The sequence below is a fragment of the Paracoccus sigandri genome (assembly GCF_003709565.1).
GTDB classification, from domain to species: Bacteria; Pseudomonadota; Alphaproteobacteria; order Rhodobacterales; family Rhodobacteraceae; genus Paracoccus; species Paracoccus siganidrum.
This window is the reverse complement of the sequence record NZ_QNRC01000011.1, coordinates 1-25,481: the sequence shown is the minus strand read 5'-3', so window position 1 is coordinate 25,481 and position 25,481 is coordinate 1. Positions and strand designations below refer to the sequence as shown.

The following is a 25,481-nucleotide window of genomic DNA, read 5'->3' as shown; positions in this document are numbered from 1 at the left end:
GGCCCCTATACCTGGTCCAGGTTCGACCGCCTTGCCAGGTCGATCAGCTCCACGACCGAGCTGAGTTCCAGCTTTTCCAGGATCCGCGCGCGGTGATGGTCCACGGTGCGCGGGCTGATCTCCAGCCGCCGCCCGATCTCCTTGCTGGACACGGCCGAGGGATCGGCCAGCATCAGCTGCACGATCTCCAGTTCCCGCGCGGTCAGGCGGTCGAATTTCCGGCGGATCTGGCGGTTGTGATCCTTGGTCCGGGCCAGGTCGCGGGCCATTTCCAGCGCGGCGTCGATGCGTTCGATCAGCACCGACTGGCGGAACGGCTTTTCCAGAAAATCCACCGCGCCGCGCTTGATCGCCTGCACCGATTCCGGCACGCCGCCATGGCCGGTGATGAAGATGATCGGCAAGGGATGACCCGCCGCGGCCAGATGCTCCTGCAGCTCCAGCCCGGTCATGCCGGGCATCCCCTGGTCGAGGATCAGGCAGCCCGAGCAATGGCCGTCATGGGCCTCCAGGAAAGCCAGCGCCGAATCGAAGACCTCGACCACATAGCCGCGCTTGCGCAGGGCCCGCGACAACGAGGTCCGGATCGCCGCATCGTCGTCGACGATGAACACGGTCTGAACGCTGTCAGGCATCGGCATCTTCCCCAGCTACCGGTCGCAACCCATGGATCCGGGCGGCGAACATGTCCCGCCGCGGCAGGGCATTCCCCGGACCACCCGGTTTTTCAATCCTTTTTGTCAGGTTGTCGCGGCAAAAGGCAAGGTAAACCGGAAGCAGGCGCCCGGCGTCACCTCGGGATCGTGCCACAGACGGCCGCCATTCGCCTCGACCATGGTGCGGCAGATCGACAGGCCCAGCCCCATGCCGTCGCGCTTGGTGGTCGCGAACTGGCTGAACAGGTTGACGCCCTGGGCGATGCCGGGGCCGGTATCGCGGACCGCGACCTCCAGCCGGTCGCCGTCGCGCCGTGCCGTCACCGTCACGATGCGCTCGGCCTGCGGATCGCCCGCGATCGCCTCGATGGCGTTGCGCAGCAGGTTGACCAGCACCTGCGCCACCTGGATGCGGTTGCCCAGCACCGGGGGCAGATCGCCCAGATCGGCACGGATGGTCACGCCCGCCTGGTTGGCCTCGGCCTGGACCAGCCGCCGGGTCTGCCCGAAAAGATTGACGAAATCGAAGGCGGTGCGGGTCCCCTCGTCCTTGCGGATGAAGCCGCGCAGGGCGCGGATGATGTCGGCGGCGCGATGCGACTGCTGCTCGATCTCGGCCAGGATCTCGCGCAGCTCGGGATCGCGCCGGGCATCCTGGTCCAGCATCAGCAGCGCGGTGTCGGCATCCTGGGCGATGACCGCCAGCGGCTGGTTCAGCTCGTGCGCCAGGCCGGCGGCCATCTGGCCCATCGTGTTGCCGCGCGCCAGGTGCGACAGGTCGCTGTTCAGCTGCGCGATCTGGCTTTCCTTCTCCTTGCTTTCGGTCACGTCGTCGATCGTCACCACCGCATGAAGCGGCCGGCCCTCGTGATCGCGGATCAGGATCGCGTTCACCGCCGCGCAGATCGGCCGCCCGTCCTTGCGCAACAGCCAGGCCTCCTGGTTGATCGCGAACGAGGCGTCCAGCGGCCCCTCGCCCGAGGCGAACTGCACGCCGCTGCCCGGCTGCGCCAGATCCGAGATCCGCATCCCGGTCAGTTCCGCCGCGTCATAGCCGGTCATCTCGCACAGGCTGGCATTCACCCGCAGGAAACGCCCGGTCGCGGGCTCGATCTGCGCCATCCCGCGCGAGGCCAGGTCGAAGGTCTGGCCATATTCCTGTTCGGTCTTCTTGCGCGCGACGATCTGCTGGACCAGCGTCTCGTTGGCATGGGCCAGCTCCTTGTAGGTGCGCGGCAGGGGCTCGGACGGGTCGATCTCGCCCTGCGAGATCAGCGCCGAGCGGACGGCGAAGGCCTTGACCGGCTTGTGGATGAATTCGGCCAGCAGCAGCCCGATGAAGCCGGTGATCCCGGCGACAAGCGCGGCGATCCACAGGTTGTCCTCGCGGTTCTTCTTGATGACCTGGGTGAAATCGTCCTCGGGCGCATAGACCGCGATGGTCCAGGGCAGGATCTCGCTGATGATCGGCATCAGGGTCGAGACATAGACCGCGCCGTCATGGCTGAACTCGAACGGTTCCTCCTTGCTGACCAGGAAATCGGGATCCGCGTCGTCCGAGCCGAAGGCGGCGCGCGCGATCGGATCCTCGATCTCGTTGATGCTGGTGAAGCGCAGGGTGCCGTCGCTGTCCTCGGTCTTGATCAGGTCGGGATTGGGATGCGCGATGACATCGCCGTTCCTGTTGATGATCATGGCCTTGCCGGTATCGCCGATCTTCAGCCGCGCCAGGAAATCCGAGATCTCGCTGATCTCGATATCCACGCCGACGACCCCGCGAATGCCGTCGCCATCGTTCAGGACCGGCGCCGACAGCGTGATCCCCGGCTGCTGGGACGAGAAGAAGATATAGGGATCGGTCCAGATCGTTCCCATCGCCTCACGCGCGCGGACATACCAGGGGCGGGTCCGGGGATCGAAGGTGTCGGCGGGATCGAACTGCCGCTCGATCACGTTGAAGTCGTCGTCGCGCCAGACCAGCTCGGTCGTCCGCTCCTCGCCGTCGATCAGCACGAATTTCGTGCGGAACGGCCCCGGCCCGGCGCTGCGCATGACATAGACGAAGCCGCCATCCTCGCTGCCGTAGTAAAGACCGGCGAATTGCGGGGTGATCTGCAATTGCTGGAACAGCAGCTGCTCCAGCGCATCGGGGTTGTCGCTGGCGACGATATGGTTCTGCGCCAGCCGCGCGGCCAGCTCGGCCGCGCCCCGCGCCGGGTTCAGGAAGCCCTTGGAATGCTCGATGGTGTTGGTGCCGACATCGCTCAGCAGGTTGCGCGCGTGGTCCAGCAAGGCCCGCTCGGAGGTCAGGTAGGACGAGAACACGATCACCAGCACGGCAACGAATTGCAGCCCCGCAAGGCCGATCGCCAGCAGCGCCCCCAGCGAGTTTCTCACGACACCGCCCCGCCGCAGTCCGCGCCGGCCCGATCGCGGGTCCGGTCCCGCCCGTTCATGCGCCCCTCCGCCGTCTCATCCGCCGCCATCTCCGCTTCTCCGGCCCGCCGTTTTCCGGGGCGCGGCGGCATCCGGCCGCTTCCCGCAGGGCATCGGCTCTTGCAGAACACCGCGACCGGGGGCTTGTCAACAAGACGCGTTCCCGCCACGCCGCCACCCGGCATAGGCAAAGCTGCCTAGGCAATCGCACCAATTTACCGCGGGCCCCTTAGCCGGCAAGAATAAGTCATGCGGTCCGGGATTTGGGCTCACAAGCGAATTTTCAGCAAGTGATACAAACCGTTGCAGGTCGCCGTATCCTTCGGCCTATTGTGGTCGAAGTCCTGCAGCAGCTTTGGACAGCCATCTATTCACAAGGTCGCTGGCATGTCGGAAAACCTTCCGGCATGCCAGTGCCTGTGTCGGCCACCCCCACCGCGACCGCGGGCGAGATACCTCGGATCAGACGCCGGCCGGGTCGTCTTCAGATCTGCCGCCGCATCGGCCAGCACCATCAGTTGCGATATTTTTATCAATTCATTTAAATAATGAATTTGTTTAAATAAAGGCCGCGTCACTATTCTTGCAGATGCATCTCAGGAAACAGGGGACAGGCCTATGTGTGCGGACCGCCGGAAGCTATCCTTCGATATCGCAAACGGGCGGCGGGCATTGCTGCTGTCGGGCGGCCTGGTCATCCGGGACGGCGGCACGGCCGAGCGGGCCGACATCCTGATCGGAGCGCGGGGCCGCATCGACTCCGTCGGCCCTGACCTGCAGGCCGGCCCCGAGACCGACCGGGTCGATGTGTCCTCCATGCTGATCTCGCCCGGTTTCGTCGACATGCACCAGCATCTGGACAAGACCGGGGTGCTGCCCTTCACGCCGAACCCGTCGGGCACCTTGCAGGGCGCGCGCGAGGCCTTCGCGAAATATGCCCGCACCGCAGGCCCCGAGGACATTACCCGGCGGGCCAGCCGGACCATGCAGCGCTGCCTGTCACGTGGCACGACCGCCATCCGCAGCCATGTCAATGTCGACAAGGATGCCCGTTTCCACGGCATCGAGGCGCTGGCGCGCCTGCGGGACGAATGGCGCGACCGCATCAGCCTGCAGCTGGTGGCCTTCATGATGGCGCATCCGGGGCAGGATTACGACTGGCTTGGGGCGAATATCGACGCGGCCGTGGCCCTGGGCGATGTCGTCGGCGGCACGCCGGCGGTTGCCGAGGACCCCGACCGCTATATCGACATGCTGTTCGCCGCCGCCGCGCGGGCGGGCAAGCCGGTCGACCTGCATCTGGACGAACATCTGGACCCCGCCTCCCTGCATTTCGACACGGCGCTTGACTGTGTCGAGCGCTACGGGATGCAGGGGCGCACGGTGTTCAGCCATGTCTCGGTGCTCAGCGCCATGCCGCGTGCCGGATTCGAGCGGATCATGCAGCGGATGATCGACCTCGATGTCGGGGCGGTGACGCTGCCGGCCGCGAATCTTTACCTGCAGGGCCGCGACAGCCAGACCCTGCCGCCGCGCGGGCTGACCCGCGTGGCCGAGCTGATGCGCGGCGGTGTCGTGATCGCGACGGCCTCGGACAATATCCAGGATCCCTTCGTGCCGACCGGCTCGGGAGATCTGCTGGAGATCGCCCGCTGGACCCTGCTGGCCGGGCATCTGATGGCGGACGAGCTGTCCGCCGCGCATCGGCTGATCACCACCGCCCCCGCCCGCCTGATGGGGCTGGGCGAGGATTACGGCATCCGCGCCGGCGCATGGGCGGACCTTGTGCTGACCGATTGCGCCGATACCGACAGGCTGGTCGCCGGCGGTGCGGACCACATGCAGGTCCTGTCCCGCGGGCGGCTGGTCTCGGAAAGCGCGGTCGCGCTGGCCCAGCCGGAAACGCTCCGGGTGGCCGAGCGCGTCTAGCCGCCGGCTGGCCTTCGGGCGGTTGGCGGCGGGAGAACAAAAAACACGTAGGGGAGGAGAACAACGATGGAATCGCGTGTGTTTCGGCGTGCCGTGCTGATGGGCGGCATGGCTGGTGTCCTGGCGGGCCTGTTGCCGGCCGGGAAGGCTTGGGCCGAGGATCTGAAGATGGGGCTTCTGGTGCCCGGCAGCGTCTCGGAAGAGGGCTGGAACCGGATCGGATACAACGCCCTGAAAGGGGTTCAGGAACAGCTGGGTGCGACGATCAGCTATGTCGAGCTTCAGCAGAACCCGGCCTCGTTCGAGAAGGCGTTCTACGACTATGCCAGCCAGGGCTATCAGGTCATCCTGGGCCATGGCTTCGAGTTCCAGGACGCCGCGCTGAGCGTGGCCGAGGACTACCCCGAGACCTGGTTCCTGATCTCGTCCAGCGACATCCACGAAGGCAGGGTGATCGGGCTGCACACCGATACCAGCCAGCCCTTCTACCTGATGGGCGTGATCGCGGCGAAGATGGGCAAGAAGGCCGGGCTTGTCGGCGGCATGGAGATCCCGCCGATCCAGCAGGCGTTCGAGGGTTTCAAAAACGGCGTGCGCAGCGTCGATCCCGATTTCCCCATCAGCGAGGCCTATATCGGCAATTTCACCGACACCACCGCCGCCAAGGAAGCGGCGCTCAGCATGATCGCGCAGGGGGCGGATTTCGTGCTGCCGAATGCCTCGGGCGCGACGGTCGGCGGCTATCAGGGGATAGCCGAATCCGGGGCCGATGTGCGCACCTTCAGCATCTTCAGCGATTTCACCCCGGTGGCGCCGGACAATATCCTCGGCCTCTATGTGGCCGATTACGCGCAGGGCGTGGTCGAGGTGGTGCGCGGCATCAGGGACGGCGCGCCGCCCGAGGCGAACGTGGTCTTCGGGCTGAAGGACGAAAAGGTCATGCAGTTCACCTTCCGCGAGGATGGGCCGGTCGCCGTGCCCGACGCGATCAAGGCCGAGGTGGCGGAAGTCGCCGCCCAGATCGCCGCTGGAAACATCCAGACCCATTCCAACTGAGGGGAACCCCGTCGCGGTCCCGCCGGGACCGCGGTGGAACGGGGGAAAGGTTTCATGACCATGACACAGATCGAACGGGACGGGCGGGGGGCTGCCGCCGTCCCGATCCTGCGCCTTGTCGGCAGGGCCGTCGCCCGCGCCGCCGTCGCGGTGGCCCTTCCAGCCGCCGCCGTCGCCATCGCGCTGGCCTGCGGCGCGGTGCTTCTGGCGCTGAACGGGTTCGACGGGGCCGACGTCGTCAACGTGATGATCCTCGGCGTCTTTCAGGATTTCAGGTCGGTGACCGAGATCCTGCTGAAGGCGGTGCCGCTGATCCTGATCGGCGCCGGGCTGTGCGTCGCCTTCCGCTGCAACATGTGGAACATCGGCGCCGAGGGACAGCTTTACGCGGGTGCCGTCAGCGCGACGCTGATCGGCATCAGCTTCGAGGGCCTGTCGCCCTGGCTCTACGTCCCCGCCGTGCTGGTCGCGGGGGCGCTTGGCGGGGCGATCTGGGGCGGGATCGCGGGCTTTCTGAAGGTCCGCTTCCAGGCCAGCGAGATCGTCACCACGATCATGCTGAACTATATCGCGCTGATCGGCACCAGCTGGCTGGTCACAGGCCCCATGAGGGACGCGCGCGCCGCCTATCCGCAATCGGCCCGCCTGTTCCGCGAGGCCTGGGTGCCCGATCTCATCGCGGGCACGCGGCTGCATATCGGCATCCTGGTCGCGGTGGCGCTGGCCCTGGTACTCTATGTGTTCCTCTATCGCTCCAGCGCGGGCTATGCCGTCCGTGTCGTGGGCATCAACCCGCACGCCGCCCGCTATGCCGGGATGAATGCCGGGCGCAACATGATGGCCGCAATGTGCATCAGCGGCGGCATGGCGGGGCTGGCCGGGGCTTTCGAGGTCGCGGGCGTCACCCACAGGCTCTATCAGAACATCTCGCCGGGCTACGGGTTCGAGGGGATCGCGGTGGCGCTGCTGGCCGGGAACAATCCCCTGGGGGCGATCCTGTCGGGCGGGCTGTTCGCCGTGCTGCGGTCGGGCTCGGAACTGATGCAGATCACCTCGCAGGTGCCGCAGGTGCTGGTCTCGATCATCCAGGGGATCGTGATCCTGTCGGTCGTGGCCTTCGCCGCCATCCGCATCTGGCCGCGCCGGCGCAGCTAAGGAGCAGATCATGCTGGATATCCTCACCCTCGGCTTCCTCGCCACCCTTCTCGGCGCCGCCTGGCGCCTGGCGACGCCCTTGATCTTCGCCTCGATCGGCGAGGTCATTTCCGAACGCGCGGGCGTTCTGAACATCGGGCTGGAAGGCACGATGCTGATGGGCGCCTTCTGCGGTTTCGCCGCGAGTTTCGCCACCGGCAGCATTCCCCTGGGCCTTGCCGCCGGCATCGCGGCGGGGATGGCTTTCGGGCTGATCTTCGCCTTCTTCACCATCACCGTGAAGGCCAACCAGATCGTGGTCGGCGCGGCGATCAACCTGCTGGGCCTGGGCCTGACCGCCTTTCTGTTCCGCACCTATTACGTCTCGACCGGGCGCGGGGTCGATATCGCCCGCCCGGTCCGCATCCCCTGGCTCAGCGACCTGCCCTTCTTCGGCGAGGCGCTGTTCAGGCAGAACCTGATCGTCTACAGCACCGTGCTGGTGACGGTGCTGGCGGTGATCCTGCTCTACCGCAGCTCGTTCGGGCTGACGCTGCGGGCGGTGGGCGACCATCCCAAGGCGGTGGACGTGGCGGGACGCAGCGTGGCGGCCTATCGCTATGGCGCGGTGCTGATCGGGACCGGGCTGGCGGGGCTGGGCGGGGCCTTCCTGACGCTTGGCCATTCCAACCAGTTCGTCGAGGGCATCACCTCGGGGCGCGGCTTCATCGCGCTGGCGGTGGTGGTCTTCGCGCGCTGGTCGCCGGTCGGCGCGTTCTTCGTGTCGCTGCTGTTCGGGCTGTTCTACGCGCTGCAATTGCAGCTTCAGGCCCAGCCCATGCTGAACATCCCCTATCAGGCGTTCCAGGCGCTGCCCTATCTGATGACCATCGTCGCCCTGATCGTCGTCGGCGGCAAAAGCGCCGCCCCGCGGAAACTGGGCACGCCCTATGACGAGAGGTAACGACATGAGCGAGCGTCCCTTCCTGCGAATGGACAACATCCACAAATCCTTCGGCGAGATCATCGTCAGCGCCGGCGTCACGCTGGAGGTCGAGGAGGGCGAGATCCATTCGCTTCTGGGCGAGAACGGTGCCGGCAAAAGCGTGCTGATGAGCATCCTCTGCGGCATTCTCAGCCCCAATTCCGGGCAGATCATCTACAAGGGCAGGCCGCTGAACATCGGCTCCCCGCGCGAGGCGATCCGGCACCGGATCGGCATGGTGCATCAGCATTTCATGCTGGTTCCGAACCTGACCGTGGCCGAGAATTATGTGCTGGGCCAGGGATCGCCCCTGCGCCTGATCCACGACATGGAAAAGGTCCATGCCCGCATCCGCGAACTCAGCGATCGCTACGGCCTGGGCGTCCGCCCCGATGCCGTCATCGAGGATCTGTCGGTCGGCGAACAGCAGCGGGTCGAGATCCTGAAGGTGCTGTATCACGGCACCGACCTGCTGATCCTGGACGAGCCGACGGCGGTGCTGACGCCGCAGGAAACCGACCGGCTGCTGGACCTGATGCGCGGGCTGGTGAAGGACGGCAAGACGGTGATCTTCATCTCGCACAAGCTGGACGAGGTGATGCGGGTCAGCGACCGGATCAGCGTCATGCGCGACTGCCGCGTCGTCCATACCACGCGCGTCGCCGATACCGATCCGCGCGAACTGGCGCGGCTGATGGTGGGCCGCGACGTGCTGATGGAACTGCCGCGCGCCCCGGCCGATCCGGGCGATGTGGTCCTGTCGGTCGAGGGCCTGTCCTGCCGCAACGACCTTGGCCTGCCCGCGCTGCGCGACATCGGGTTGCAGGTCAGGCGGGGCGAGATCGTCGGCGTCGCCGGCGTCTCGGGCAACGGCCAGACCGAGCTGGCCCTGGCCATCGCCGGGCTGCTGCCCATCGACAGCGGCCGCCTGGCGCTGAACGGCCGCGACATCACCGGGCTGTCCCCGGCCGAGATCAACGCCCGCGCCTTCGCCCATATCCCCGAGGACCGCCACAAGATGGGCATCCTGATGCCGCTGTCCCTGGCCGAGAACGCCATCCTGGAACGCTATGACCAGCCGCCCTTCGCGGCGCGGGGCATGTTGCAGCGGCGTCGGATCGCCGCCCATACGCGCGACCTGATCGCGCGCTTCCGCATCAAGACCCCGGATGAAGAAGAACGGATCGCCAACCTTTCGGGCGGCAACCAGCAGAAGCTGGTGGTCGCCCGCGAACTGGCGCGCGATCCCGATTTCATCCTGGTCAGCCAGTTGACGCGGGGGATTGACATCGGGGCGATCGAATTCATCCTGCAAGAGATGCTGAAACAGCGCGATGCCGGCCGGGCGATCCTGCTGATTTCCACCGAGCTGGAGGAGCTTTTTGCGATCTGCGACCGGATCCTCGTCATGTTCCACGGCCAGATCCTGGGGGAAGTGCCGGCCGATCGCAGCAGGCTGGAGGAAGTCGGCCTGCTGATGGCCGGGCAGAAGGCAGGGCATGTGGCGCAAGAGGCCTAGAATGCGGGACGCAGGCCATATCGAAGCGGCATCGTCGCGCCTTGCGGCGCGGGGATGAACGTCACGCTGCGCCAGATCCGCGCCTTCATCGCCGTCGCCGACCTGGGGCGGTTCAATCTGGCCGCCAACAGCCTTGGCCTGACCCAGCCCGCCGTCAGCATCCTGATCCGCGAGCTGGAGGCCGAGATGGGCGTGTCGCTGTTCGACCGGCACACGCGGATGGTCAGCCTGACCGCGATCGGGCAGGAATTCCTGCCCCAGGCCCGCAAGGTCCTGGAGGACCTGGAACTGGCGACGCGCGGCGTCCGCGACAGCGCCGCGCTGAAGCATGGCCGGGTGGCCGTCGCCGCCTCGATCGTCCTGGCGGCGACCATCGTTCCGCCGCTGCTTGCGCGTTTTCTGGAACAGCATCCGGGCGTCGCGGTCCAGCTTCACGACATGGCCGAGGAACGGATCCGCATGGCGCTGAAGGGCGGCCAGGTCGACATCGCCATCGGCACGCTTGTCGACGACGACCCCGAGATCAAGGCGACGCCGGTCATCTGCGACCGCCTGATGGTCACCTGCCGCGCGGATCATCCTTTCGCGCGGCTGAAGCAGGTCCGCTGGCAGGACCTGGCGAAGGAAAGGCTGATCGTGCTGGCCGCCGAGAACCCGCTGCGCGAGATCGTCGAACGGACCATGATCCGCGTCGCCCCGGCATTCCGTCCCAGCTACGAGGTGCGGTTCTCGACCACGGCGATCAGCATGATCTCGGCGGGGATGGGCATTTCCGTGCTGCCCGAGAATTCGCGCCAGCTGGCCCCGGCCGTCCATGTGCGGACCATCGAACTGGTCGAGCCGCGCGTCACGCGGGAAATCTCGATCCTGCAGCACCGCCAGCGCAGCCTGTCGCCCGCAGCGCAGCGGTTGCGGGAACTGATCCTGACCAATGCCGCCGCCATCCGGGCCGCGCATCTGGAAACCGACGCCTGACGGCTGCCTCAGGCCGGGCGGGTCAGGTCGGAGGGCCGGTCGACGTCATGGGCGGCGTCCTCGTCGATGCGGATCAGCCGCGTCTCGGGCAGGGCCGCGATGATCGCCCGCGCCCCGTGGTCGCCATCCTCGACATCCAGCGCCCGGTCGAAATCCCCGGCGGCGATATAAGCGGGGGGCATCCGCCGGCCGGCCGCAAGGCAGGCGCCGCTGCCCGGCAGGGACCGCAGCCGGCGCAGCAGCCCGGCATCGATATTGGGCATGTCGCCCAGGCACAGCAGCAACCCGTCCGCCTGCCTGTCCCGCGCGATGCGCAGCGCAAGCTTGAACGAGGCCGACATCGGCAGGCCCGGCGCGATCCGGTGCAGCGTGCACCCATCGGGCAGGACCGCCCCGACCTCGGGCGCGGATATGACCGCGATCACCTCGTCGCAGCCCGATGCCGCCAGGGCCTCTGCCGCCCAGCCGACCAGCGGCCGCCCCCGCCAGGGCGCCAGCAGCTTGTCCCCGGCCCCGAAGCGCGTCGAGCGGCCGGCGGCCAGAAGGGCGCCCAGGCATCTCATGCGACCGCCGGGACAAGGACCTGATCGCCCGCCATCATCACCACCTCGGCCAGAACGGAAATCGCCAGCAGTTTCGGATCGCGCGAGGACGGAATCAAGCCGATCGGCCCGCGCACCCGTTCGCGCAGTTCCGGGGCCACGCCCATCTCCGCCAGCTGCCGCAACCGGCTGGCCTGGGTGGCCCGGCTGCCCTGCGCGCCGATATAGAAGGCCGGGCGGGCCAGCAGATGGCGCAGGATTTCCGGCTCATAATCGTGATCGTGATAGAACAGCAGCGCCGCGCAGCGGTCATCCGGCACCAGTTCGGCGAAATCGGGCAGCCGGTCCAGCCTGCGGACATTGCAGCCCATCCGCTCGGCGGCGCTCAGCCCCTGCTCCTCATGCGACAGCAGCACGTGATCGTAGCCAAGCGATTGCACCAGATCGGCGAAAACCGCCGCTTCCGGGCCGGCGCCGAAGATCACGAAGCGGATCGGGGGCTTGAACGCGATGGGAAAGCCGTCCGCGGGGGTTTCGCCGCCGCCGCCAAGGCTCAGCCGGCCGGTTTCCGACAGGATCAGCGTCGCGGGCCGCCGGGCCGCACGGGCGCGCGACAGGGCGGCAAGCACGTCGAAATCGCGAATCGGGAACAGCATCACCTCGATGCCGCCGCCGCAGGGCAGGCGCAGATCCAGGAAGGGCGAGCCCTCGCCATAGCGCAGCCGCAGCGGCGCGCCCCCGTCCCGCACGCGCTGCGCATTCAGGATCAGGTCGGCCTCGATGCAGCCCGATGTCAGCGCGCCGGCGAAGCTGCCATCGGCCGCGATCGACATTGCCGCGCCGGGGATTCTGTAAGCGGGACCATGGGTTTGCGTCAGCACCGCCATCACCGTTCCGGGCCCCGACGCCAGCGCCGCCTCCCATGGATCGGCAAGCGCGGGATGCCGTGCGTCCGGCCGTGCCGGGGTCTTCAAGTCCTGGGTCATGGGGCCTCCATGTGGTTGTCAGAGGTCCGCTCGACTGCCTTAGCCGTGAAGAGCGTGGTTGAAGATGGTCGCATCAGAATTGTTGACAATGTCCCAGCTTAGCCTCAAAGTCGAATTGTTGACAATCCTGAAAGCCATGAATCACACCGCAGCACATATGACCGACGAGCCGCTTTCCGCGGAAGATCCGGGACGCAAGAGCGGCCCGGAGGCCGAGGAACGGGTGTTCCGCATCGTCCACGAGGCGATCCAGCAGCACCGGGTCCAGCCCGGCCAGCGGCTGGTCGAGCGCGAGCTGTCCGAGGCCGCCAATGCCAATCGCCAGGCGGTGCGCAATGCGCTGCTGCGGCTGGCGCAGGCCGGGCTGGTGCATCTGGCGCGGCATCAGGGCGCGCGGGTGATGCAATGTTCGCCCGAGACCACGCATCAGATCATGGAGGCGCGGATCGTCAACGAGGGCGCGGCCCTGGTGCTGCTGGCCGGGCGCCTGGACGAGGCCGGCCGCGACCGGCTGCAGGCGATCCTGCGCCAGGAGGCGGCGGCCTATGACGAGGGGCGCATCGAGGAGGCGCGGCATTTCTCGCGCGCGTTCCATGTCGCCTTCACCGAACTGGCGGGCAATGCGATGATCGCCCGCTTCGTGCATGAATTGATCGACTGCCAGCCGCTGCTCGGAACGCGCAATCCCGGCCGGCAATCCGCTTTTTCGGGCGTGACCGCCCATACCAGGACCCTTGCGGCACTGCTGCGCGGCGACGGACAGGAGGCCGAAGCCGTGAACACGCAGCTGCTGCGGGCGCTGGAACGCGAATTCCTTCGCGAAAGCGCGGAAGGACCCGTCTGAGCGGACAGAAAGGAAAAGACCCCGGCGAAGCCCCGATCGGAAAGCGGCCAGGCAGGAAGACCGATGCTTGAGACCAATAGCCAGAGGAGGGCGAATTGCGTAGATTCGAGTACCACGAGCCACGAAACCTTGAGGAGGTCTCGGACCTTCTGACGACGCTGGGGAACGGGGCGTTCATCCTTGCCGGCGGAACGGATCTGCTTGTCGAGATCCGCGAGCGCCTGCGGGATGTGAAGCACCTTGTCGACATCAAGCGCGTCCCCGGCCTTTCCGGGGTCGATTACGCCGATGAAACCGGGCTGCGCTTCGGCGCCATGGTGACGGCGGGCCAACTGGAAGCCGCGCCCGGCCTTGCGGCGCGCTATCCCAACCTGCACGGGGCGCTGAAGGTTCTGGCCTCGATCCAGGTCCGCAACCGCGCGACGGTGATCGGCAATATCTGCCGCGCCTCGCCCTCGGCCGATACGATCCCGCCGCTGATCGCCGACGGCGCCGCGATCGAGACCTGGCGCCCCGGCGGCGGGCGGGTCATTCCGCTGGCCGATTTCTTCACCGGCCCCGGCCGCTCGGTCCTGACGCCCGGCGAGATCGCCACCGCCATCACCGTGCCGCCCCCGGCGCCGGGCAGCCGCCGCGCCTATATCAAGCACGGCCGGCGCAAGGCGATGGAACTGGCGACGGTCGGCGTGGCCGTCAGCCTGGACACCGAGGGCGGCACCTGCACCGGCGCCCGCATCGCGCTTGGCGCGGTGGGGCCGGTCGTGTTGCGCGCGCCGAGGGCCGAGGCGATCCTGGTCGGATCGCGGCTGGACGCGGCGGCGGTGTCGGCCGCGGCGGAACAGGCGATGCAGGAATGCACCCCGATCAGCAATGTCCGCAGCTCTGCGGAGTATCGCCGCGAGATGGTGGGCGTGCTGACCCGCCGCGCGGTTTCCCAGGCGATGGAGGTCGCGGCATGAAAAAGACGCTTCTGGACCTGACGGTGAACGGCGAATCCCGCAGCTTCGCCGTCGAGGGGCATCGTTCGCTGCTGGACGCGCTGCGCGAGGAAGGCGGGCTGACCGGCACCAAGAAGGGCTGCGACGTCGGCGATTGCGGCGCCTGCACCGTCATCGTGAACGGCCAGCCGGTGAATGCCTGCCTGATGCTGGCCATCGAGGCCCAGGGGGCCGAGATCACCACCGTCGAGGGGCTGCAGGCCAGCCCCGACGAATTGCACCCGCTGCAGGAGGCCTTCATGGAACACGGCGCCTCGCAATGCGGCTTCTGCACGCCGGGCATCCTGATCATGGCGAAATGCCTGCTGGACGAAAACCCGCTGCCCACGGACGAGGAAATCCGCTTCGGCCTGTCGGGCAATATCTGCCGCTGCACCGGCTATACCAAGATCTTCGATGCGATCCGCAGCGCGGGCAAGCGCATGGCGCAGCAGGGCGTGGAGGCATAGATGACCAAGCAGGATTTCCGCATCGTCGGCAAAAGCGTCAAGCGCGCCGACGTGATCGAGAAGGTCACGGGCGAGGGCAAGTATACCGGCGACTATCACCTGCCGGGCCTGCTGCACGGCAAGATCAAGCGCGCCGAGATCGCCCATGCCAGGATCACCCGCATCGACGTGTCGAAGGCCCTGGCCTATCCCGGCGTCAAGGCGGTGCTGACCCATCACGACGTGCCCAAGGTGCTGCATTACGGCTCGCCGCATCCGCGTTCGGCCTCTTGCACCAAGGACCAGTATATCCTCGAGGACAAGGTGCGCTTCTGGGGCGAGGGTGTCGCCGCCGTGGCCGCCGTCAGCGAGGAGATCGCCGACGAGGCGCTGGACCTGATCGAGGTCGACTACGAGCCCCTGCCCGCCGTCTATGACATCGACGCGGCACAGGCCCCCGGCGCGCCGCAGATCCACGAGGTCGGCCCCGGCGGCAACCTGGTGATCCCGCCCGTCCATATCGAGCGCGGCGACGTCGAGAAGGGCTTCGCCGAGGCCGACCTGATCCTGGAGGGCGAATTCGAGGGCGGCCGCCCGGTGCCGACCTATATGGAGCCGAATGTCTGCGTGGCCGACTGGGACGGCAGCAACAAGCTGACCTTCTGGACCTCGACCCAGACATCCTTCATGGTGCGCGGCGCGCTGGCCGAGGTGCTGGGCCTGCCGCTGAACAAGGTCCGGGTGCTGGTCGATCACATGGGCGGCGGCTTCGGCGCCAAGCAGGACCTGTTCCAGCACGAATTCCTCTGCGCGCTGCTGGCCAGGAAATGCCGCCGCCCGGTCAAGATGGAATTCACCCGGCGCGAGACTTTCATCGCCGGCCGCTCGCGTCATCCATTCCGCATGTGGCTGAAGCAGGGCTTCCGCAAGGACGGCACCCTGGTCGCCCGCGATATGAAGGTGATCTATGAATCCGGCGCCTATGGTTCGCACAGCCCCGGCGTGACCAATGTCGGCACGGCCTCGGCCACCTCGCTTTACCGTTGCGAGAACGTCCGGCTGGACGGGCGGGCGGTCTATACCAATACGCCGATTGCCGGGGCCTATCGCGGCTATGGCGTGGTCCAGACCTATTTCGCCATCGACATCCAGATGGACGAGGCCGCCGAGAAGCTGGGCATCGACCCCGCCGAAATGCGGCTGCGCAACGCGGTGCGCGAGGGCGATATCGCGCCCTCGGGCCATCCCATCGTCGGGCGCGGGCTGGAAGCCTGCATCAGCCACGGCATCGAGGCCTTCGGCTGGCAGGCGAAACGCGGCGCGGATCGCGGCGTGGCGGGCCGCCCCTCGGTCCGCAGGGGCTGGGGCATCGGCTGCGAGATGCACGGCTCCAGCGCCTATCCCGGCATCAAGGAACAGGGCAACGCCACCGTCAAGATGAACGAGGACGGCAGCGTCACCCTGCTGACCGGGGCGGCGGGGCTGGGCACCGGGGCGCATACCGCGCTGGCGCAAATCGTGGCCGAGGAACTGGGCGTCACCTTCGAATCCGTCCATGTCGTGCATGGCGATACCGACGTGGTGCCCTGGGACATCGGCGCCTTCGCCAGCCACACGACCTATCTGGTCGGTTCGGCCGCCAGGATGGCGGCGGCGGAACTGCGCGAACGGGTTCTGGCGCGCGGGGCCGAGAAACTTCAGGAAAAGGTCGAGAACCTGGAGATGGTGGACGGGATCATCACCGCCCGCGACAAGCCCGGCACCAGCCTGACCGTGCATGAGGCGATGGGCCCCTCGCGCGGGATCCCGGCGGAACACCTGATCGCCTCGGGCAGCTACATGCCGACCAAGTCCTATTCCTTCGCCGCCCATTTCGTCGAGGTCGAGGTGGATACCGAGACCGGCATCATCGAATGCAGGACCGTGGTGCCGGTCCACGATGTCGGCAAGGTCATCCACCCGATCGCCGCGCAGGGCCAGATCGAGGGCGGCATCCAGCAGGGCATCGGCCACACCCTGACCGAGAACTACGTGATCGACCGCACCAACGGGCGTTCGCTGAACGCGGGGCTGGTCGATTACAAGATGCCCCTGTCGATGGACATGCCCGACATCCGGACGATCATCCTTGAGGCCGCGCCCGATCCCGGCGGCCCCTGGGGCGCCAAGGGCGTGGGCGAGGACCCGATCATCGCCATCGGCCCGGCCATCGCCAACGCCGTTTACGACGCCATCGGCGTCAGGTTCCACCATTATCCCATCACCCCCGAGGACGTCCTGAACGGTCTGCGGGCAAGGAAGAAGGAGCTTCAGGATGCAGGTATATGAGGTCCAGAAGGAAAAGGTGCCGGTCACGATCCTGACCGGCTTCCTGGGGGCGGGCAAGACCACGCTTCTGAACCATATCCTGACCGAGCGTCACGGCCATCGCATCGCGGTGATCGAGAACGAATTCGGCGAGATCGACGTGGATTCCGACCTGGTCCTGGCCTCGGACGAGGAGATCTTCCAGATGAAGAACGGCTGCATCTGCTGTTTCGTGGATGTGCGCAACGACCTGATCCAGGTGATGAAGAAGCTGCTGGCGCAGAAGGACAAGTTCGACCATGTGATCGTCGAGACCAGCGGCCTGGCCGACCCGACCCCGGTCGCGACCAGCTTCTTCATCGACCCCGAGGTGATGGAGGCGGTCCAGCTTGACGCCATCGTGACGCTGGTGGACGCCAAGCATATCGGCCAGCACCTGAACGACAAGCAGCTGGACGGGCGCGAGAACCAGGCCGTGGACCAGATCGTCTCGGCCGACCGGATCATCATCAACAAGACCGACCTGGCCGGGCCGGCGGAACTGGACGCGCTGGAAGGCGATCTGCGCCAGCTGAACCAGACGGCGGGCATCCTGCGCTCGCAATACGGCGTGGTGGACCTGGGCGCGATCCTGGGGATCAGCGGCTTCACGCCCTCTTATGTCGCCGAGCGCGCCAGGCTGCTGGACCTGGACGGCCATCACCACCACAGCCATCACGACCCCAGCGTCGGCTCGGTCTCGTTCACCTTCGACCGGCCCTTCAACCACGACCGGCTGCTGGGTTTCCTGAAGCGGCACCTGTCGGAGAACGGCACCACCGCCTTCCGCACCAAGGGCATCCTCTGGATGGCAGGGGACGAGCGGTTCCACGTGCTGCAAGCCGTGCATGAACTGATCGACCTGCGCCCCGACCATCCCTGGCGCGCGGACGAGCGGCGCGAAAGCCGCATCGTCTTCATCGGCCGCGAACTGGACAAGGCCGGGCTGGAAGCCGAGCTGCGCAACTGCCTGTCGGAGGTCGAGGGCTGAGCCCCCCGCGCCCGGAGCGATCCGGGCGCGGGCAACAGACAAACGCCCCGCCGGCATGGCGGGGCGTTTTCATCTGGCGGCAGTGGCGGGGCGGTCAGTCGTCGCGATGGCGCAGCCCCGTCCAGCGATGCGACAGGCCGGTATCCAGATCGAACAGGTCGAGAACCCGGCCCACGGTATGATCCACCATCTCGGCAAGGCCGGCGGGTTTGGCATAGAAGGCCGGGACCGGCGGATAGACGATCGCCCCCATCTCGGTCACCGCCGCCATCGACCGGATATGGCCCAGGTGGAACGGCGTCTCGCGCAGCATCAGCACCAGCCGCCGCCGTTCCTTCAGCGTGACATCGGCGGCGCGGGTCAGCAGGCCGGTGGTCATGCCGCAGGCGATCTCGGACAGCGACTTCACCGAACAGGGCGCCACGATCATCCCCAGCGTGCGGAACGATCCGCTGGCGCAGGAGGCGCCGATATCCTTGTTGGAATGCGTGACCGAGGCCAGCCCTTCCAGATCGGCGGGCGTGAAATCGGCCTCGGCCGCGATGGTGATCCGCGCGGCCTGCGACATGACCAGATGGGTTTCGACCCCCATGTCGCGCAGCACTTCCAGCACGCGCTTGCCATAGACCGCGCCCGAGGCCCCGGAAATGCCCACCACGATGCGCGGCCGGTCCGGGGCGGCTGCCGCGCCCGCGCTCATGACAGGCCCGCCGCCCGCAGCAGCGCCGCGGCGCGCGCCTTCGCGCCCTCGTCGATCAGCGCGCGAGTGCCGTGGAAGTCCGGCCCGCGGGTCGCGTCCAGCCCCATGCGCGAGGTGGTGCCGATCCCCGAGGCCGAGGGGTCCAGCGCGTTGCCGGGCAGCGAATCGATGATCATCACGTCGCGATGCGGCTGGAAATGCGTCGACAGCGCCCACAGGACCTCTTCGTCGCGGGTCACGTCCACGTCGCTGTCCACCGCGATCACGGTTTTCAGATAAGGGTCCCAGCCCAGGATCCCCATCAGCACCTGCCGCGCCTCGCCGAAGCGCTGCTGGTCCAGCGCGACATAGGCGTGGAAATGCGTGCCCGAGGCGGGATAGTGCAGCTCGGTCACGCTGGGGAAACGCTGCCTGATCTTCTCGGCCATCTCGGCCTCGCGCGGGACGCGGCCCAGGTTCAGGTGCTCGGCGGAATTGCCGCCGATGACGCTGACCAGGATCGGCTGGCGGCGGCGCAGGACGGTCTCGACCCGGAACAGGTTGTTGGTCGAACGGTCCGAGGAATAGCCGGTGAACTCGCCGAAGGGACCCTCGGCGACATGGGCCTCCGGCTCGATCACGCCTTCCAGCACGATCTCGGCGTAAGCGGGCACGCGCAGCCCGTATTTCGGCGTCCGCACCACCTGCAACGGCTCGCCCAACAGGCCGCCGGCGATGCTGCGCTCGTCCTCGCCGAAAGCCAGCCGGGCTGAGGCGGCGATCATGAACAGCGGATGCGCGCCGATCACCATGGCGACGGGCATCGGCCGGCCGGCCTCCCTGGCCATGTTCAGAAGCCGCCACAGATGGCCGCGCGAATGCAGGCTGGTGGCCAGTGTGTCGGGCGAATTGATCATCGAGCGGTGATAGCTGAGATTGCCCGCCCCGGTGTCGGGATGTTCGGCGATGATGATACCGCTGGTGATGTATTTCGCCCGGTCGGTGGCGAAATGTTTCAGCATCGGCAGGCCGTTCAGGTCGATGTTCTGGGTGATGACGTCTTCCAGGATCGGGGCGTCGGCGACGATTTCCGGCGGACTCGCGCGGCGGGCGGCGGCCTGATAGGCGGCGTGCAGGCCAGCCACGTCGGTGCCGAACATCCGGGCGATGCGCCTGCGGCAGCCGAAGATGTTGGTGATCACATCCGCGCCCAAGCCCCCGACCGAGGTCATCTCGATCAGCGGCGCGCGGCCTTTGGCGGCAAGGGCGAAGACCAGCGCGGTGGCGTCCTGGTCGTCCGAGACCGGATCCGTCAGAGTCAGAATGTCTTCGGGATGGGCGGCGCGGTAATCGGCAAGGAAGCGGCGCACGTCCTGGCGGTGGAATTCGGTGTGAGGCATCGGTCGCTCCGGTCCTGGCGGGGGATGCGCCGCCGGGGTGCCGGCGGCGCGTTGTCACGCATGGGGTCAGGCGGGCACCAGCAGGCTCTTGCCGGTCGCGCGGTCCACATTGGCGTAGGTATCGGTCAGGCGCGCCTTGGCGTCCTCCAGGTTCGCCGGGGGCGGGGTCGGGGTCAGCCCGACCAGCCTGGCGATGTTGTTGCCCAGATAGCCTTCCAGGTCGTCCTCGGACAGGTTCATCCCGTGCGGCGGCTCGTGGCACAGCACCTCCAGTTCGCGCAGCCACATCCCCGGATCGTTGGGCGGCGAATCCGTGCCGAAGACGATCTTGTGCTTTTCCAGCTGCTTGGCGAATTCCACGATCCGCGACTGGAAGCACCAGCCGGATTCGCAATAGACGTTGGGCGTGTCATTCGCCATCCAGAAGGATTCGAAGGAATAGTTCCCCCCGGTCTGGATCCCGAAATGGCCGATGATGAAGTTGACCATCGGGAATTCGCGGATGATCGGATAGAACATCGTCGGGATGGTATAGGGGCCGTCGCCGGTGTGGATCAGCACGACGATGTTGTACTTGGCGCACATCTTCATCGCCGGGCGCAGCCAGTCCAGCGCGCGGTCGGGACGATAGCCGTGCATGTTCGCATGCAGCTTGATCATCTTGAAACCGTATTCCTTGTGATGGAATTCGATTTCGGCCGCGCCGTTTTCCGGGCCCCAGCGGGGGTTGTAGGCGAAGTTGCCGATGAACCGGTCGGGGTATTTCTCGCACAGTTCCACGATATAGGACATGTAGTCGCGGATGCCGTCGCGCCCCATGCGGTTGCCGTCGCGATAGCCGGTATTGCCCGGCGGCGGCTGGATGAAGCCCATGTCGATCCGGCGCGGCTTGCCGTTGATCATGTAGGGGCCGTCCATCAGCTTCAGCATCCGTTCGCCGGTAAAGGGCGTGCCGGTGTGGCGCCATGCCTCGTCCACGAGATTCGTGGGATGGAGGTGCGTGTCGATGATCATGCTCGTCTCCTGTGATCTGTTACCGGGATGGCTCAGGCGGGCTGAAGCTGGACGCCCTTGGCCTTCAGATAGGCTTCGGCTTCGGCCACGCTCGCCGGGGGCGGGGTGGGGTCGAGGCCGATCATCCGGGCAACGTTGTTGCCGAGATAGTCTTCGAGGGTGTCCTCATCGAGGTTCAGGCCCTGCGGCGGCTCGTGGCACAGAACCTCCAGCAGGTTCAGCCACATGCCGGGCTCGTTCGGGGGCGTGTCGCTGCCGAACAGGATCTTGTGCTTGGGCAGTTCCTTGGCGAATTCCACGATCCGCGACTGCAGGCACCAGCCGGATTCGGCATAGACGTTGGGCGCATCCATCGCCATCTGGAACGGCTCGAACACATAGACGCCGCCGGTCTGCACCCCGAAATGCGCCAGGATGAAGTTCACCTCGGGGAATTCGCGGATGATCGGGTAGAACTCGGTCGGGATCGAATAGGGCCCGTCGCCGGTATGGACCTTGACCATCAGCCCCAGGTCGGCACAGACGCGCATCGCCGGGCGCAGCCAGTCCAGCGCGCGGTCCGGGCGATAGGCGTGCATGTTCGCCTGCAGCTGGACCATCTTGAAATCGAACTCTTTGGCATAGCGCGCGATTTCCTCGGCGCCGTTCTGCGTGCCATAGCGCGGGTTGTAGACGAAGCAGCCCAGGAAGCGGTCGGGATGCTCGGTCACCATCTTCTCGGTATAGGCCATGTATTGGCGGATCGCCGCCTTGCCTTCCGCTTCCAGGACGCCATCGGTATAGATGGTATTGCCCTGCGGCGGCTGGATGAACGCCTTGTCGATGCGCCGGGGCTTGCCGTTGACGTAGAACGGGCCGTCCATCATCCTGAGCAGCCGCTCTCCGGTGAAAGGCTCGCCGTCATGGCGCCAGGCGAGATCAACAAGGTCCGTTGGATAGCAGCTAAGATCTATGATCACGGTTTCGACCTCCTGTTTGGTGTCGTGAGGTTCCGAGCAGGCAGCGACGATCCCCCCGGTCTCCGGGCGGAGAACGGGGTGGCATGGCAACGCGCCCGCCGCGATGCGGCGAAGACGGGTGCTGGAATGCGGGTGGATTGTCTCAGGGATGCATTTTGCACGGCATTACTCACCTTCCGAATGGAAAAATGAGCAATTAACGCCGCGTGAGATGCAGCCTTTTGCTTCTACTCGAGGTCAAGCAAAGCACTTTCGAATCAGATTGTCAACAATGTGATGCCCGCGGCGCACGCGATCGCCGCCGCGCCTCCTCCTGCACCGAGCGATGCAGGAAGTCGCGAAACTGCCGGGCCGTCGGCGAAAGCGAGCGGTCGCTGCGGATGATCAGCGAGATGTCGCGCTCGATCTGCGGCTCGTTCGGCATCACCGTCACCAGCCCCATCGACCGGGCCAGCGGGATGACCGTCGAGGTCATGATCGCCACGCCCAGGCCCGCATCGACCATGCCGATGATGGTCAGCGGCAGGGACACGTCCTGGAAGGATCGATGCAGGGTCAGGGTGATTCCCGCCCGCGCCAGTTCGGCCTCGAACCGGTCGCGAATCGGGTTTCCGCGCTGCGGACCGATCAGCGTCTCACCCTCGAGGTCCTTCCAGCGCAGCGACCGGCGCCGCGCGATGGGATGTTCGGGGCGCATGACCACCAGGAAGGAATCGGTGACAAGCGGCGTGCCGACGATCTCGCTGTCGTTGTCGGGCAGGGTTCCAAGGCCGATATCCACGCTGCCGCTTTTGACCATGTCGATCATCACCCGCTCGGACACGTCATGCAGCGACACGTCGACATTCTCGTGCCGCTGGTTGAAGGCCCGAATCAGCCGCGGCAGCAGCAAGGCGGCCTGCAGCGTCCCCGAGGCGATGGCCACGCGGCCGCGGCTGAGCGTGTTCAGCTCTCGCGCGTTTTCGATCATGTTGTCGATGTCGCCGATCGCGCGCCGGGCGACGGCCAGCACCTCGGCCCCGGATTCGGTCAGGCGCAGCAGCCGGGTATGGCGGTCGAACAGCCGCAGCGAAAGGTTTCGCTCCAACTGGTTGATAAGAGTGCTGACTGCCGATTGCGACAGTCCCAGCCGCTCGGCCGCGCGGGTGAACTGTCCGGCTTCGGCGGCGGCGACAAAGGCGCGAAGCTGCTTCAGGGTCGGCTCCATGCGCTGTTCCTCCGGGCATAATTCATAAAATAAACGAATGTATAAAGTAAATTATGCTAGTTGTTAAATGAATGGTCAATCGCACAAGATGGTTCGGAAAACGGAAGCGGGGGAGGAGAACGCCGCTCCGGTCGAAGCCGCAGGGGAGGAGAACCGATGAGCGTGGCCACCGATATGGAATATGCCGAGCCGGTCCAGAAACACGACCCGATCGAGGAGAAGATGCCGCTGCCCAAGCTGGCCGCGCTGGGTCTGCAGCATGTGCTGGTGATGTATGCGGGCGCGGTCGCCGTGCCGCTTCTGGTCGGAAACGCGCTTGGACTGTCCAAGGAACAGATCGCGCTGCTGGTCAGCGCGGACCTGTTCTGCTGCGGCATCGTGACGATGATCCAGTGCCTGGGCATCTGGAACATCGGGGCGCGGCTGCCGATCATGATGGGGATCAGCTTCACCGCCGTGCCCGCGATCATCGCCACCGGCACCGACCCGGACCTGGGCATTCGCGGGGTTTTCGGCGCCGTCATCGCCTCGGGCGTCTTCACGCTGATCGCCGCGAAATTCTTCAGCAAATGGGTGCGGTTCTTCCCGGCGATCGTGACCGGGACGGTGATGCTGGTGATCGGGCTTTCGCTGATGCGGGTGGGCGTGAACTGGACCGCGGGCGGGACGCCGACGATCAACACCCCCGACGGGCCGGTCCCCAATCCGGCCTATGGCGAGCCCTTCGGCCTGGCCGTCGCCGCCATCGTTTTGACGACCATCCTGCTGGTGACGCGGATCTTCAAGGGCTTCCTGGCCAATCTGGGCGTGCTGATCGGGATCACGCTCGGCTTCGTCATCTCGATCGCCGCCGGGCGCGTGGACTTCACCGGCCTGGGCGATGCGGGCTGGGTCAACCTGGTGACGCCCTTCGCCTTCGGCACGCCGATCTTCAACCTGTGGGGCACGCTTGCGCTCTGCGCCGTCATGGTGGTGATGATGATCGAGGCGGTGGGCCAGTTCCTGGCCGTCGGCGACATGGCCGGCCAGAAGATCACCGAGGAACGGCTGGCGCGCGGCCTGCGCACCGACGGGATCGGCAATATCATCGGCGGCATCTTCAACACCTTCACCTATACCACCTATGCGCAGAATGTCGGGCTGCTGCAGATCACCGGCGTGCTCAGCCGGTGGGCGGTCGCGGCCGGCGGCGCCATCCTGATCCTGCTGGGATGCCTGCCGAAGGTCGCCTTCATCAGCGCCTCGATCCCCAGCTATGTGATCGGGGGCGCGGCGATCGTGATGTTCGGCATGGTCTCGGCGACCGGGGTCAAGATCCTGGCGCGGGCGGATTTCGTCGGCAACCGGCGCAACATCTACATCGTGGCGGTCAGCCTGGCGCTGGCGATGATTCCGGTGGTCGCGCCGGGCATCTATAGCCAGCTGCCCGAGATCTTCGGGCGCACCTTCGGCAGCGGCATCCTGATCGGCACGTTTTCCGCGCTTCTGCTGAACATCCTGTTCAACGGCATCCCGCCCAGAGGCGCCGGCCTGTCGGGCGATCTGGAAGGGCACTGAACCTGCGCCCCGCCGAGGAATGCCCCGCGTCGGAAATGCCGCTTATCGGCAGGGCATGACCAGGCGGAAAGAGGGATCGCGATCCCCAACGGGGACGTGCCGGGCGGGTCTCCTCCACCCGCCCGGCGATCCCGTGGGAAGCTCGGGACAGGCGATCGATCACATGCCCATGTGACGCCGCCTCGATTGACGTCGCCTCGATCGGGATCACGCCTGCGCTATGGACAGTTCGCGATGCACCCCATGCCTCAGTGGCAGGTGCCGGACGCGCAGGACAGGCCGCCAGCCACCGCCCCGATGAGCGCCCCCTTGGTTCCGGATCCGCCAACGGCATCCGCGACCAGCGCACCGGCCGCCGCCCCGCCGACGGTCCGGACGGCCGCACTGTTCGCGGGGCTGTCATAGCCATAACCTCCGCCGCATCCTGCCAATGCCAATGAAACAGCCAGAAAGGCCGTGCTTGCTCTGAACATGTCGATCTCTGCCTCGGTGTTCTTATGGTTGGATGTCACCATCTACACCCGATGGACCTCGATTTGAACCCTTGCCCATCGGCAGATGGACGCAAGCGCGCCTCGCCTGGTGGCCTACCGCGCTTTTCGGCGCGGTCTGGCTTCGGGCTCTGTCGTTGTCGGGTCGCTGGCGGCGGGACCTCTATTAGGCGGCGTTTCTGCGGGTGGGTTCGTCTGCTAGGCGCCTTTCCCGATCGCCGTCGCAACCGTCTCGTTTTCCTCTGCTGTTCTTGCCTGGAGCGCGGTGATGGCTGCCGCGGCGACGATGTCCTCGGTCGAGCAGCCGCGGGACAGGTCGTTGGCGGGCCGGGCCAGGCCCTGCAGGATC

The 25,481-nt window shown here is 66.6% G+C and carries 23 protein-coding genes; 12 read left to right on the top strand and 11 right to left on the bottom strand.

From position 1 onward, the window contains the following. Positions 1-5 precede the first annotated feature (5 nt). The gene (locus tag C9E82_RS11655; protein WP_119897854.1) at positions 6-635 is read right to left on the bottom strand and encodes a response regulator transcription factor; all 630 of its coding nucleotides are present in this window, start codon (positions 633-635) and stop codon (positions 6-8) included. A 105-nt stretch (positions 636-740) separates the two neighbouring features. Next, complete coding sequence (locus tag C9E82_RS11650) at positions 741-3,053, bottom strand: cache domain-containing protein (RefSeq protein ID WP_119897853.1); 2,313 nt, start codon at positions 3,051-3,053, stop codon at positions 741-743. Positions 3,054-3,764: 711 nt separating this feature from the next. Here C9E82_RS11650 and C9E82_RS11645 point away from each other — a divergent pair. From C9E82_RS11645 to C9E82_RS11620, 6 genes are all read left to right on the top strand, one after another. Further along, positions 3,765-5,021 (top strand): amidohydrolase family protein, encoded by a 1,257-nt coding sequence (locus C9E82_RS11645; protein ID WP_240643509.1) that lies wholly within the window; start codon positions 3,765-3,767, stop codon positions 5,019-5,021. Between the two features lie 66 nt (positions 5,022-5,087). Further along, positions 5,088-6,077: a BMP family protein gene (locus C9E82_RS11640; protein ID WP_205962160.1), complete on the top strand. Its 990-nt coding sequence runs from the start codon at positions 5,088-5,090 to the stop codon at positions 6,075-6,077. Positions 6,078-6,131: 54 nt separating this feature from the next. Further along, positions 6,132-7,232: an ABC transporter permease gene (locus C9E82_RS11635; RefSeq protein WP_205962159.1), complete on the top strand. Its 1,101-nt coding sequence runs from the start codon at positions 6,132-6,134 to the stop codon at positions 7,230-7,232. 10 nt (positions 7,233-7,242) lie between these two features. Beyond that, positions 7,243-8,175, top strand: coding sequence for an ABC transporter permease (locus C9E82_RS11630; RefSeq protein ID WP_119897851.1), 933 nt, complete (start codon positions 7,243-7,245; stop codon positions 8,173-8,175). A 4-nt stretch (positions 8,176-8,179) separates the two neighbouring features. Then, positions 8,180-9,715 (top strand): ABC transporter ATP-binding protein, encoded by a 1,536-nt coding sequence (locus C9E82_RS11625; protein ID WP_119897850.1) that lies wholly within the window; start codon positions 8,180-8,182, stop codon positions 9,713-9,715. Between the two features lie 54 nt (positions 9,716-9,769). Beyond that, positions 9,770-10,690 carry a LysR family transcriptional regulator gene (locus tag C9E82_RS11620; RefSeq protein WP_119897849.1) on the top strand — a complete coding sequence of 307 codons (921 nt, stop codon included), beginning with the start codon at positions 9,770-9,772 and terminating at the stop codon, positions 10,688-10,690. 8 nt (positions 10,691-10,698) lie between these two features. On the opposite strand, the gene C9E82_RS11615 is transcribed toward C9E82_RS11620, so the two are convergent. Beyond that, entirely contained in the window at positions 10,699-11,253 is a 555-nt protein-coding gene (locus tag C9E82_RS11615; protein ID WP_119897848.1) for a nucleotidyltransferase family protein, read from the bottom strand. Then, complete coding sequence (locus C9E82_RS11610; protein WP_119897847.1) at positions 11,250-12,218, bottom strand: XdhC family protein; 969 nt, start codon at positions 12,216-12,218, stop codon at positions 11,250-11,252. The genes C9E82_RS11615 and C9E82_RS11610 overlap by 4 nt, the downstream gene beginning before the upstream one ends. Before the next feature lie 157 nt (positions 12,219-12,375). On the opposite strand from C9E82_RS11610, the gene C9E82_RS11605 reads away from it, so the two are divergent. The 5 genes from C9E82_RS11605 (at position 12,376) to C9E82_RS11585 (ending at position 17,825) form a co-directional block, all read left to right on the top strand. Then, complete coding sequence (locus C9E82_RS11605) at positions 12,376-13,062, top strand: GntR family transcriptional regulator (protein WP_170162051.1); 687 nt, start codon at positions 12,376-12,378, stop codon at positions 13,060-13,062. A 95-nt stretch (positions 13,063-13,157) separates the two neighbouring features. Further along, entirely contained in the window at positions 13,158-14,021 is an 864-nt protein-coding gene (locus C9E82_RS11600) for an FAD binding domain-containing protein (RefSeq protein ID WP_119897845.1), read from the top strand. Next, positions 14,018-14,509, top strand: a complete 492-nt coding sequence (locus tag C9E82_RS11595; RefSeq protein WP_119897844.1) for a (2Fe-2S)-binding protein — start codon at positions 14,018-14,020, stop codon at positions 14,507-14,509. Before C9E82_RS11600 ends, C9E82_RS11595 begins: the two co-directional genes overlap by 4 nt. Next, the gene (locus C9E82_RS11590; protein WP_119897843.1) at positions 14,510-16,816 is read left to right on the top strand and encodes a xanthine dehydrogenase family protein molybdopterin-binding subunit; all 2,307 of its coding nucleotides are present in this window, start codon (positions 14,510-14,512) and stop codon (positions 16,814-16,816) included. It begins immediately after the preceding gene. Next, positions 16,803-17,825, top strand: a complete 1,023-nt coding sequence (locus C9E82_RS11585; protein ID WP_119897842.1) for a CobW family GTP-binding protein — start codon at positions 16,803-16,805, stop codon at positions 17,823-17,825. The genes C9E82_RS11590 and C9E82_RS11585 overlap by 14 nt, the downstream gene beginning before the upstream one ends. A gap of 94 nt (positions 17,826-17,919) precedes the next feature. Here the strand turns inward: C9E82_RS11585 and C9E82_RS11580 are convergent, their stop codons facing one another. From C9E82_RS11580 to C9E82_RS11560, 5 genes are all read right to left on the bottom strand, one after another. Beyond that, positions 17,920-18,525, bottom strand: coding sequence for a UbiX family flavin prenyltransferase (locus tag C9E82_RS11580; RefSeq protein WP_119897841.1), 606 nt, complete (start codon positions 18,523-18,525; stop codon positions 17,920-17,922). Beyond that, positions 18,522-19,904, bottom strand: a complete 1,383-nt coding sequence (locus C9E82_RS11575; RefSeq protein WP_119897840.1) for a UbiD family decarboxylase — start codon at positions 19,902-19,904, stop codon at positions 18,522-18,524. Before C9E82_RS11575 ends, C9E82_RS11580 begins: the two co-directional genes overlap by 4 nt. 66 nt (positions 19,905-19,970) lie before the next feature. Further along, positions 19,971-20,918: an amidohydrolase family protein gene (locus C9E82_RS11570; RefSeq protein WP_119897839.1), complete on the bottom strand. Its 948-nt coding sequence runs from the start codon at positions 20,916-20,918 to the stop codon at positions 19,971-19,973. Between the two features lie 32 nt (positions 20,919-20,950). Beyond that, complete coding sequence (locus C9E82_RS11565) at positions 20,951-21,877, bottom strand: amidohydrolase family protein (RefSeq protein WP_119897838.1); 927 nt, start codon at positions 21,875-21,877, stop codon at positions 20,951-20,953. A 265-nt stretch (positions 21,878-22,142) separates the two neighbouring features. Continuing rightward, a complete protein-coding gene (locus C9E82_RS11560) occupies positions 22,143-23,084 on the bottom strand; it encodes a LysR family transcriptional regulator (protein WP_119897837.1) in 942 nt (313 codons plus the stop codon). 156 nt (positions 23,085-23,240) lie between these two features. On the opposite strand from C9E82_RS11560, the gene C9E82_RS11555 reads away from it, so the two are divergent. Beyond that, entirely contained in the window at positions 23,241-24,641 is a 1,401-nt protein-coding gene (locus C9E82_RS11555; RefSeq protein ID WP_240643508.1) for a nucleobase:cation symporter-2 family protein, read from the top strand. A 248-nt stretch (positions 24,642-24,889) separates the two neighbouring features. Here C9E82_RS11555 and C9E82_RS11550 read toward each other — a convergent pair whose 3' ends face one another. Both C9E82_RS11550 and C9E82_RS11545 read right to left on the bottom strand, forming a co-directional pair. Continuing rightward, positions 24,890-25,156, bottom strand: coding sequence for a hypothetical protein (locus C9E82_RS11550; RefSeq protein ID WP_240643507.1), 267 nt, complete (start codon positions 25,154-25,156; stop codon positions 24,890-24,892). Positions 25,157-25,330: 174 nt separating this feature from the next. Continuing rightward, positions 25,331-25,481, bottom strand: a 151-nt coding sequence (locus C9E82_RS11545; RefSeq protein ID WP_280524948.1) for a phosphate acyltransferase, incomplete at its 5' end; no start/stop codon positions are given.

Excerpts from the sequence above, each read along its gene's own strand:
- C9E82_RS11615 (WP_119897848.1), bottom strand. The coding sequence starts at position 11,253 with ATGAGATGCCTGGGCGCCCTTCTGGCCGCCGGCCGCTCGACGCGCTTC.
- C9E82_RS11550 (WP_240643507.1), bottom strand. The coding sequence starts at position 25,156 with ATGGTGACATCCAACCATAAGAACACCGAGGCAGAGATCGACATGTTC.
- C9E82_RS11570 (WP_119897839.1), bottom strand. The coding sequence starts at position 20,918 with ATGATCATCGACACGCACCTCCATCCCACGAATCTCGTGGACGAGGCA.
- C9E82_RS11610 (WP_119897847.1), bottom strand. The coding sequence starts at position 12,218 with ATGACCCAGGACTTGAAGACCCCGGCACGGCCGGACGCACGGCATCCC.
- C9E82_RS11630 (WP_119897851.1), top strand. The coding sequence starts at position 7,243 with ATGCTGGATATCCTCACCCTCGGCTTCCTCGCCACCCTTCTCGGCGCC.
- C9E82_RS11625 (WP_119897850.1), top strand. The coding sequence starts at position 8,180 with ATGAGCGAGCGTCCCTTCCTGCGAATGGACAACATCCACAAATCCTTC.
- C9E82_RS11590 (WP_119897843.1), top strand. The coding sequence starts at position 14,510 with ATGACCAAGCAGGATTTCCGCATCGTCGGCAAAAGCGTCAAGCGCGCC.
- C9E82_RS11655 (WP_119897854.1), bottom strand. The coding sequence starts at position 635 with ATGCCTGACAGCGTTCAGACCGTGTTCATCGTCGACGACGATGCGGCG.
- C9E82_RS11595 (WP_119897844.1), top strand. The coding sequence starts at position 14,018 with ATGAAAAAGACGCTTCTGGACCTGACGGTGAACGGCGAATCCCGCAGC.
- C9E82_RS11605 (WP_170162051.1), top strand. The coding sequence starts at position 12,376 with ATGACCGACGAGCCGCTTTCCGCGGAAGATCCGGGACGCAAGAGCGGC.
- C9E82_RS11640 (WP_205962160.1), top strand. The coding sequence starts at position 5,088 with ATGGAATCGCGTGTGTTTCGGCGTGCCGTGCTGATGGGCGGCATGGCT.
- C9E82_RS11555 (WP_240643508.1), top strand. The coding sequence starts at position 23,241 with ATGAGCGTGGCCACCGATATGGAATATGCCGAGCCGGTCCAGAAACAC.
- C9E82_RS11585 (WP_119897842.1), top strand. The coding sequence starts at position 16,803 with ATGCAGGTATATGAGGTCCAGAAGGAAAAGGTGCCGGTCACGATCCTG.
- C9E82_RS11635 (WP_205962159.1), top strand. The coding sequence starts at position 6,132 with ATGACCATGACACAGATCGAACGGGACGGGCGGGGGGCTGCCGCCGTC.
- C9E82_RS11580 (WP_119897841.1), bottom strand. The coding sequence starts at position 18,525 with ATGAGCGCGGGCGCGGCAGCCGCCCCGGACCGGCCGCGCATCGTGGTG.
- C9E82_RS11620 (WP_119897849.1), top strand. The coding sequence starts at position 9,770 with ATGAACGTCACGCTGCGCCAGATCCGCGCCTTCATCGCCGTCGCCGAC.
- C9E82_RS11560 (WP_119897837.1), bottom strand. The coding sequence starts at position 23,084 with ATGGAGCCGACCCTGAAGCAGCTTCGCGCCTTTGTCGCCGCCGCCGAA.
- C9E82_RS11575 (WP_119897840.1), bottom strand. The coding sequence starts at position 19,904 with ATGCCTCACACCGAATTCCACCGCCAGGACGTGCGCCGCTTCCTTGCC.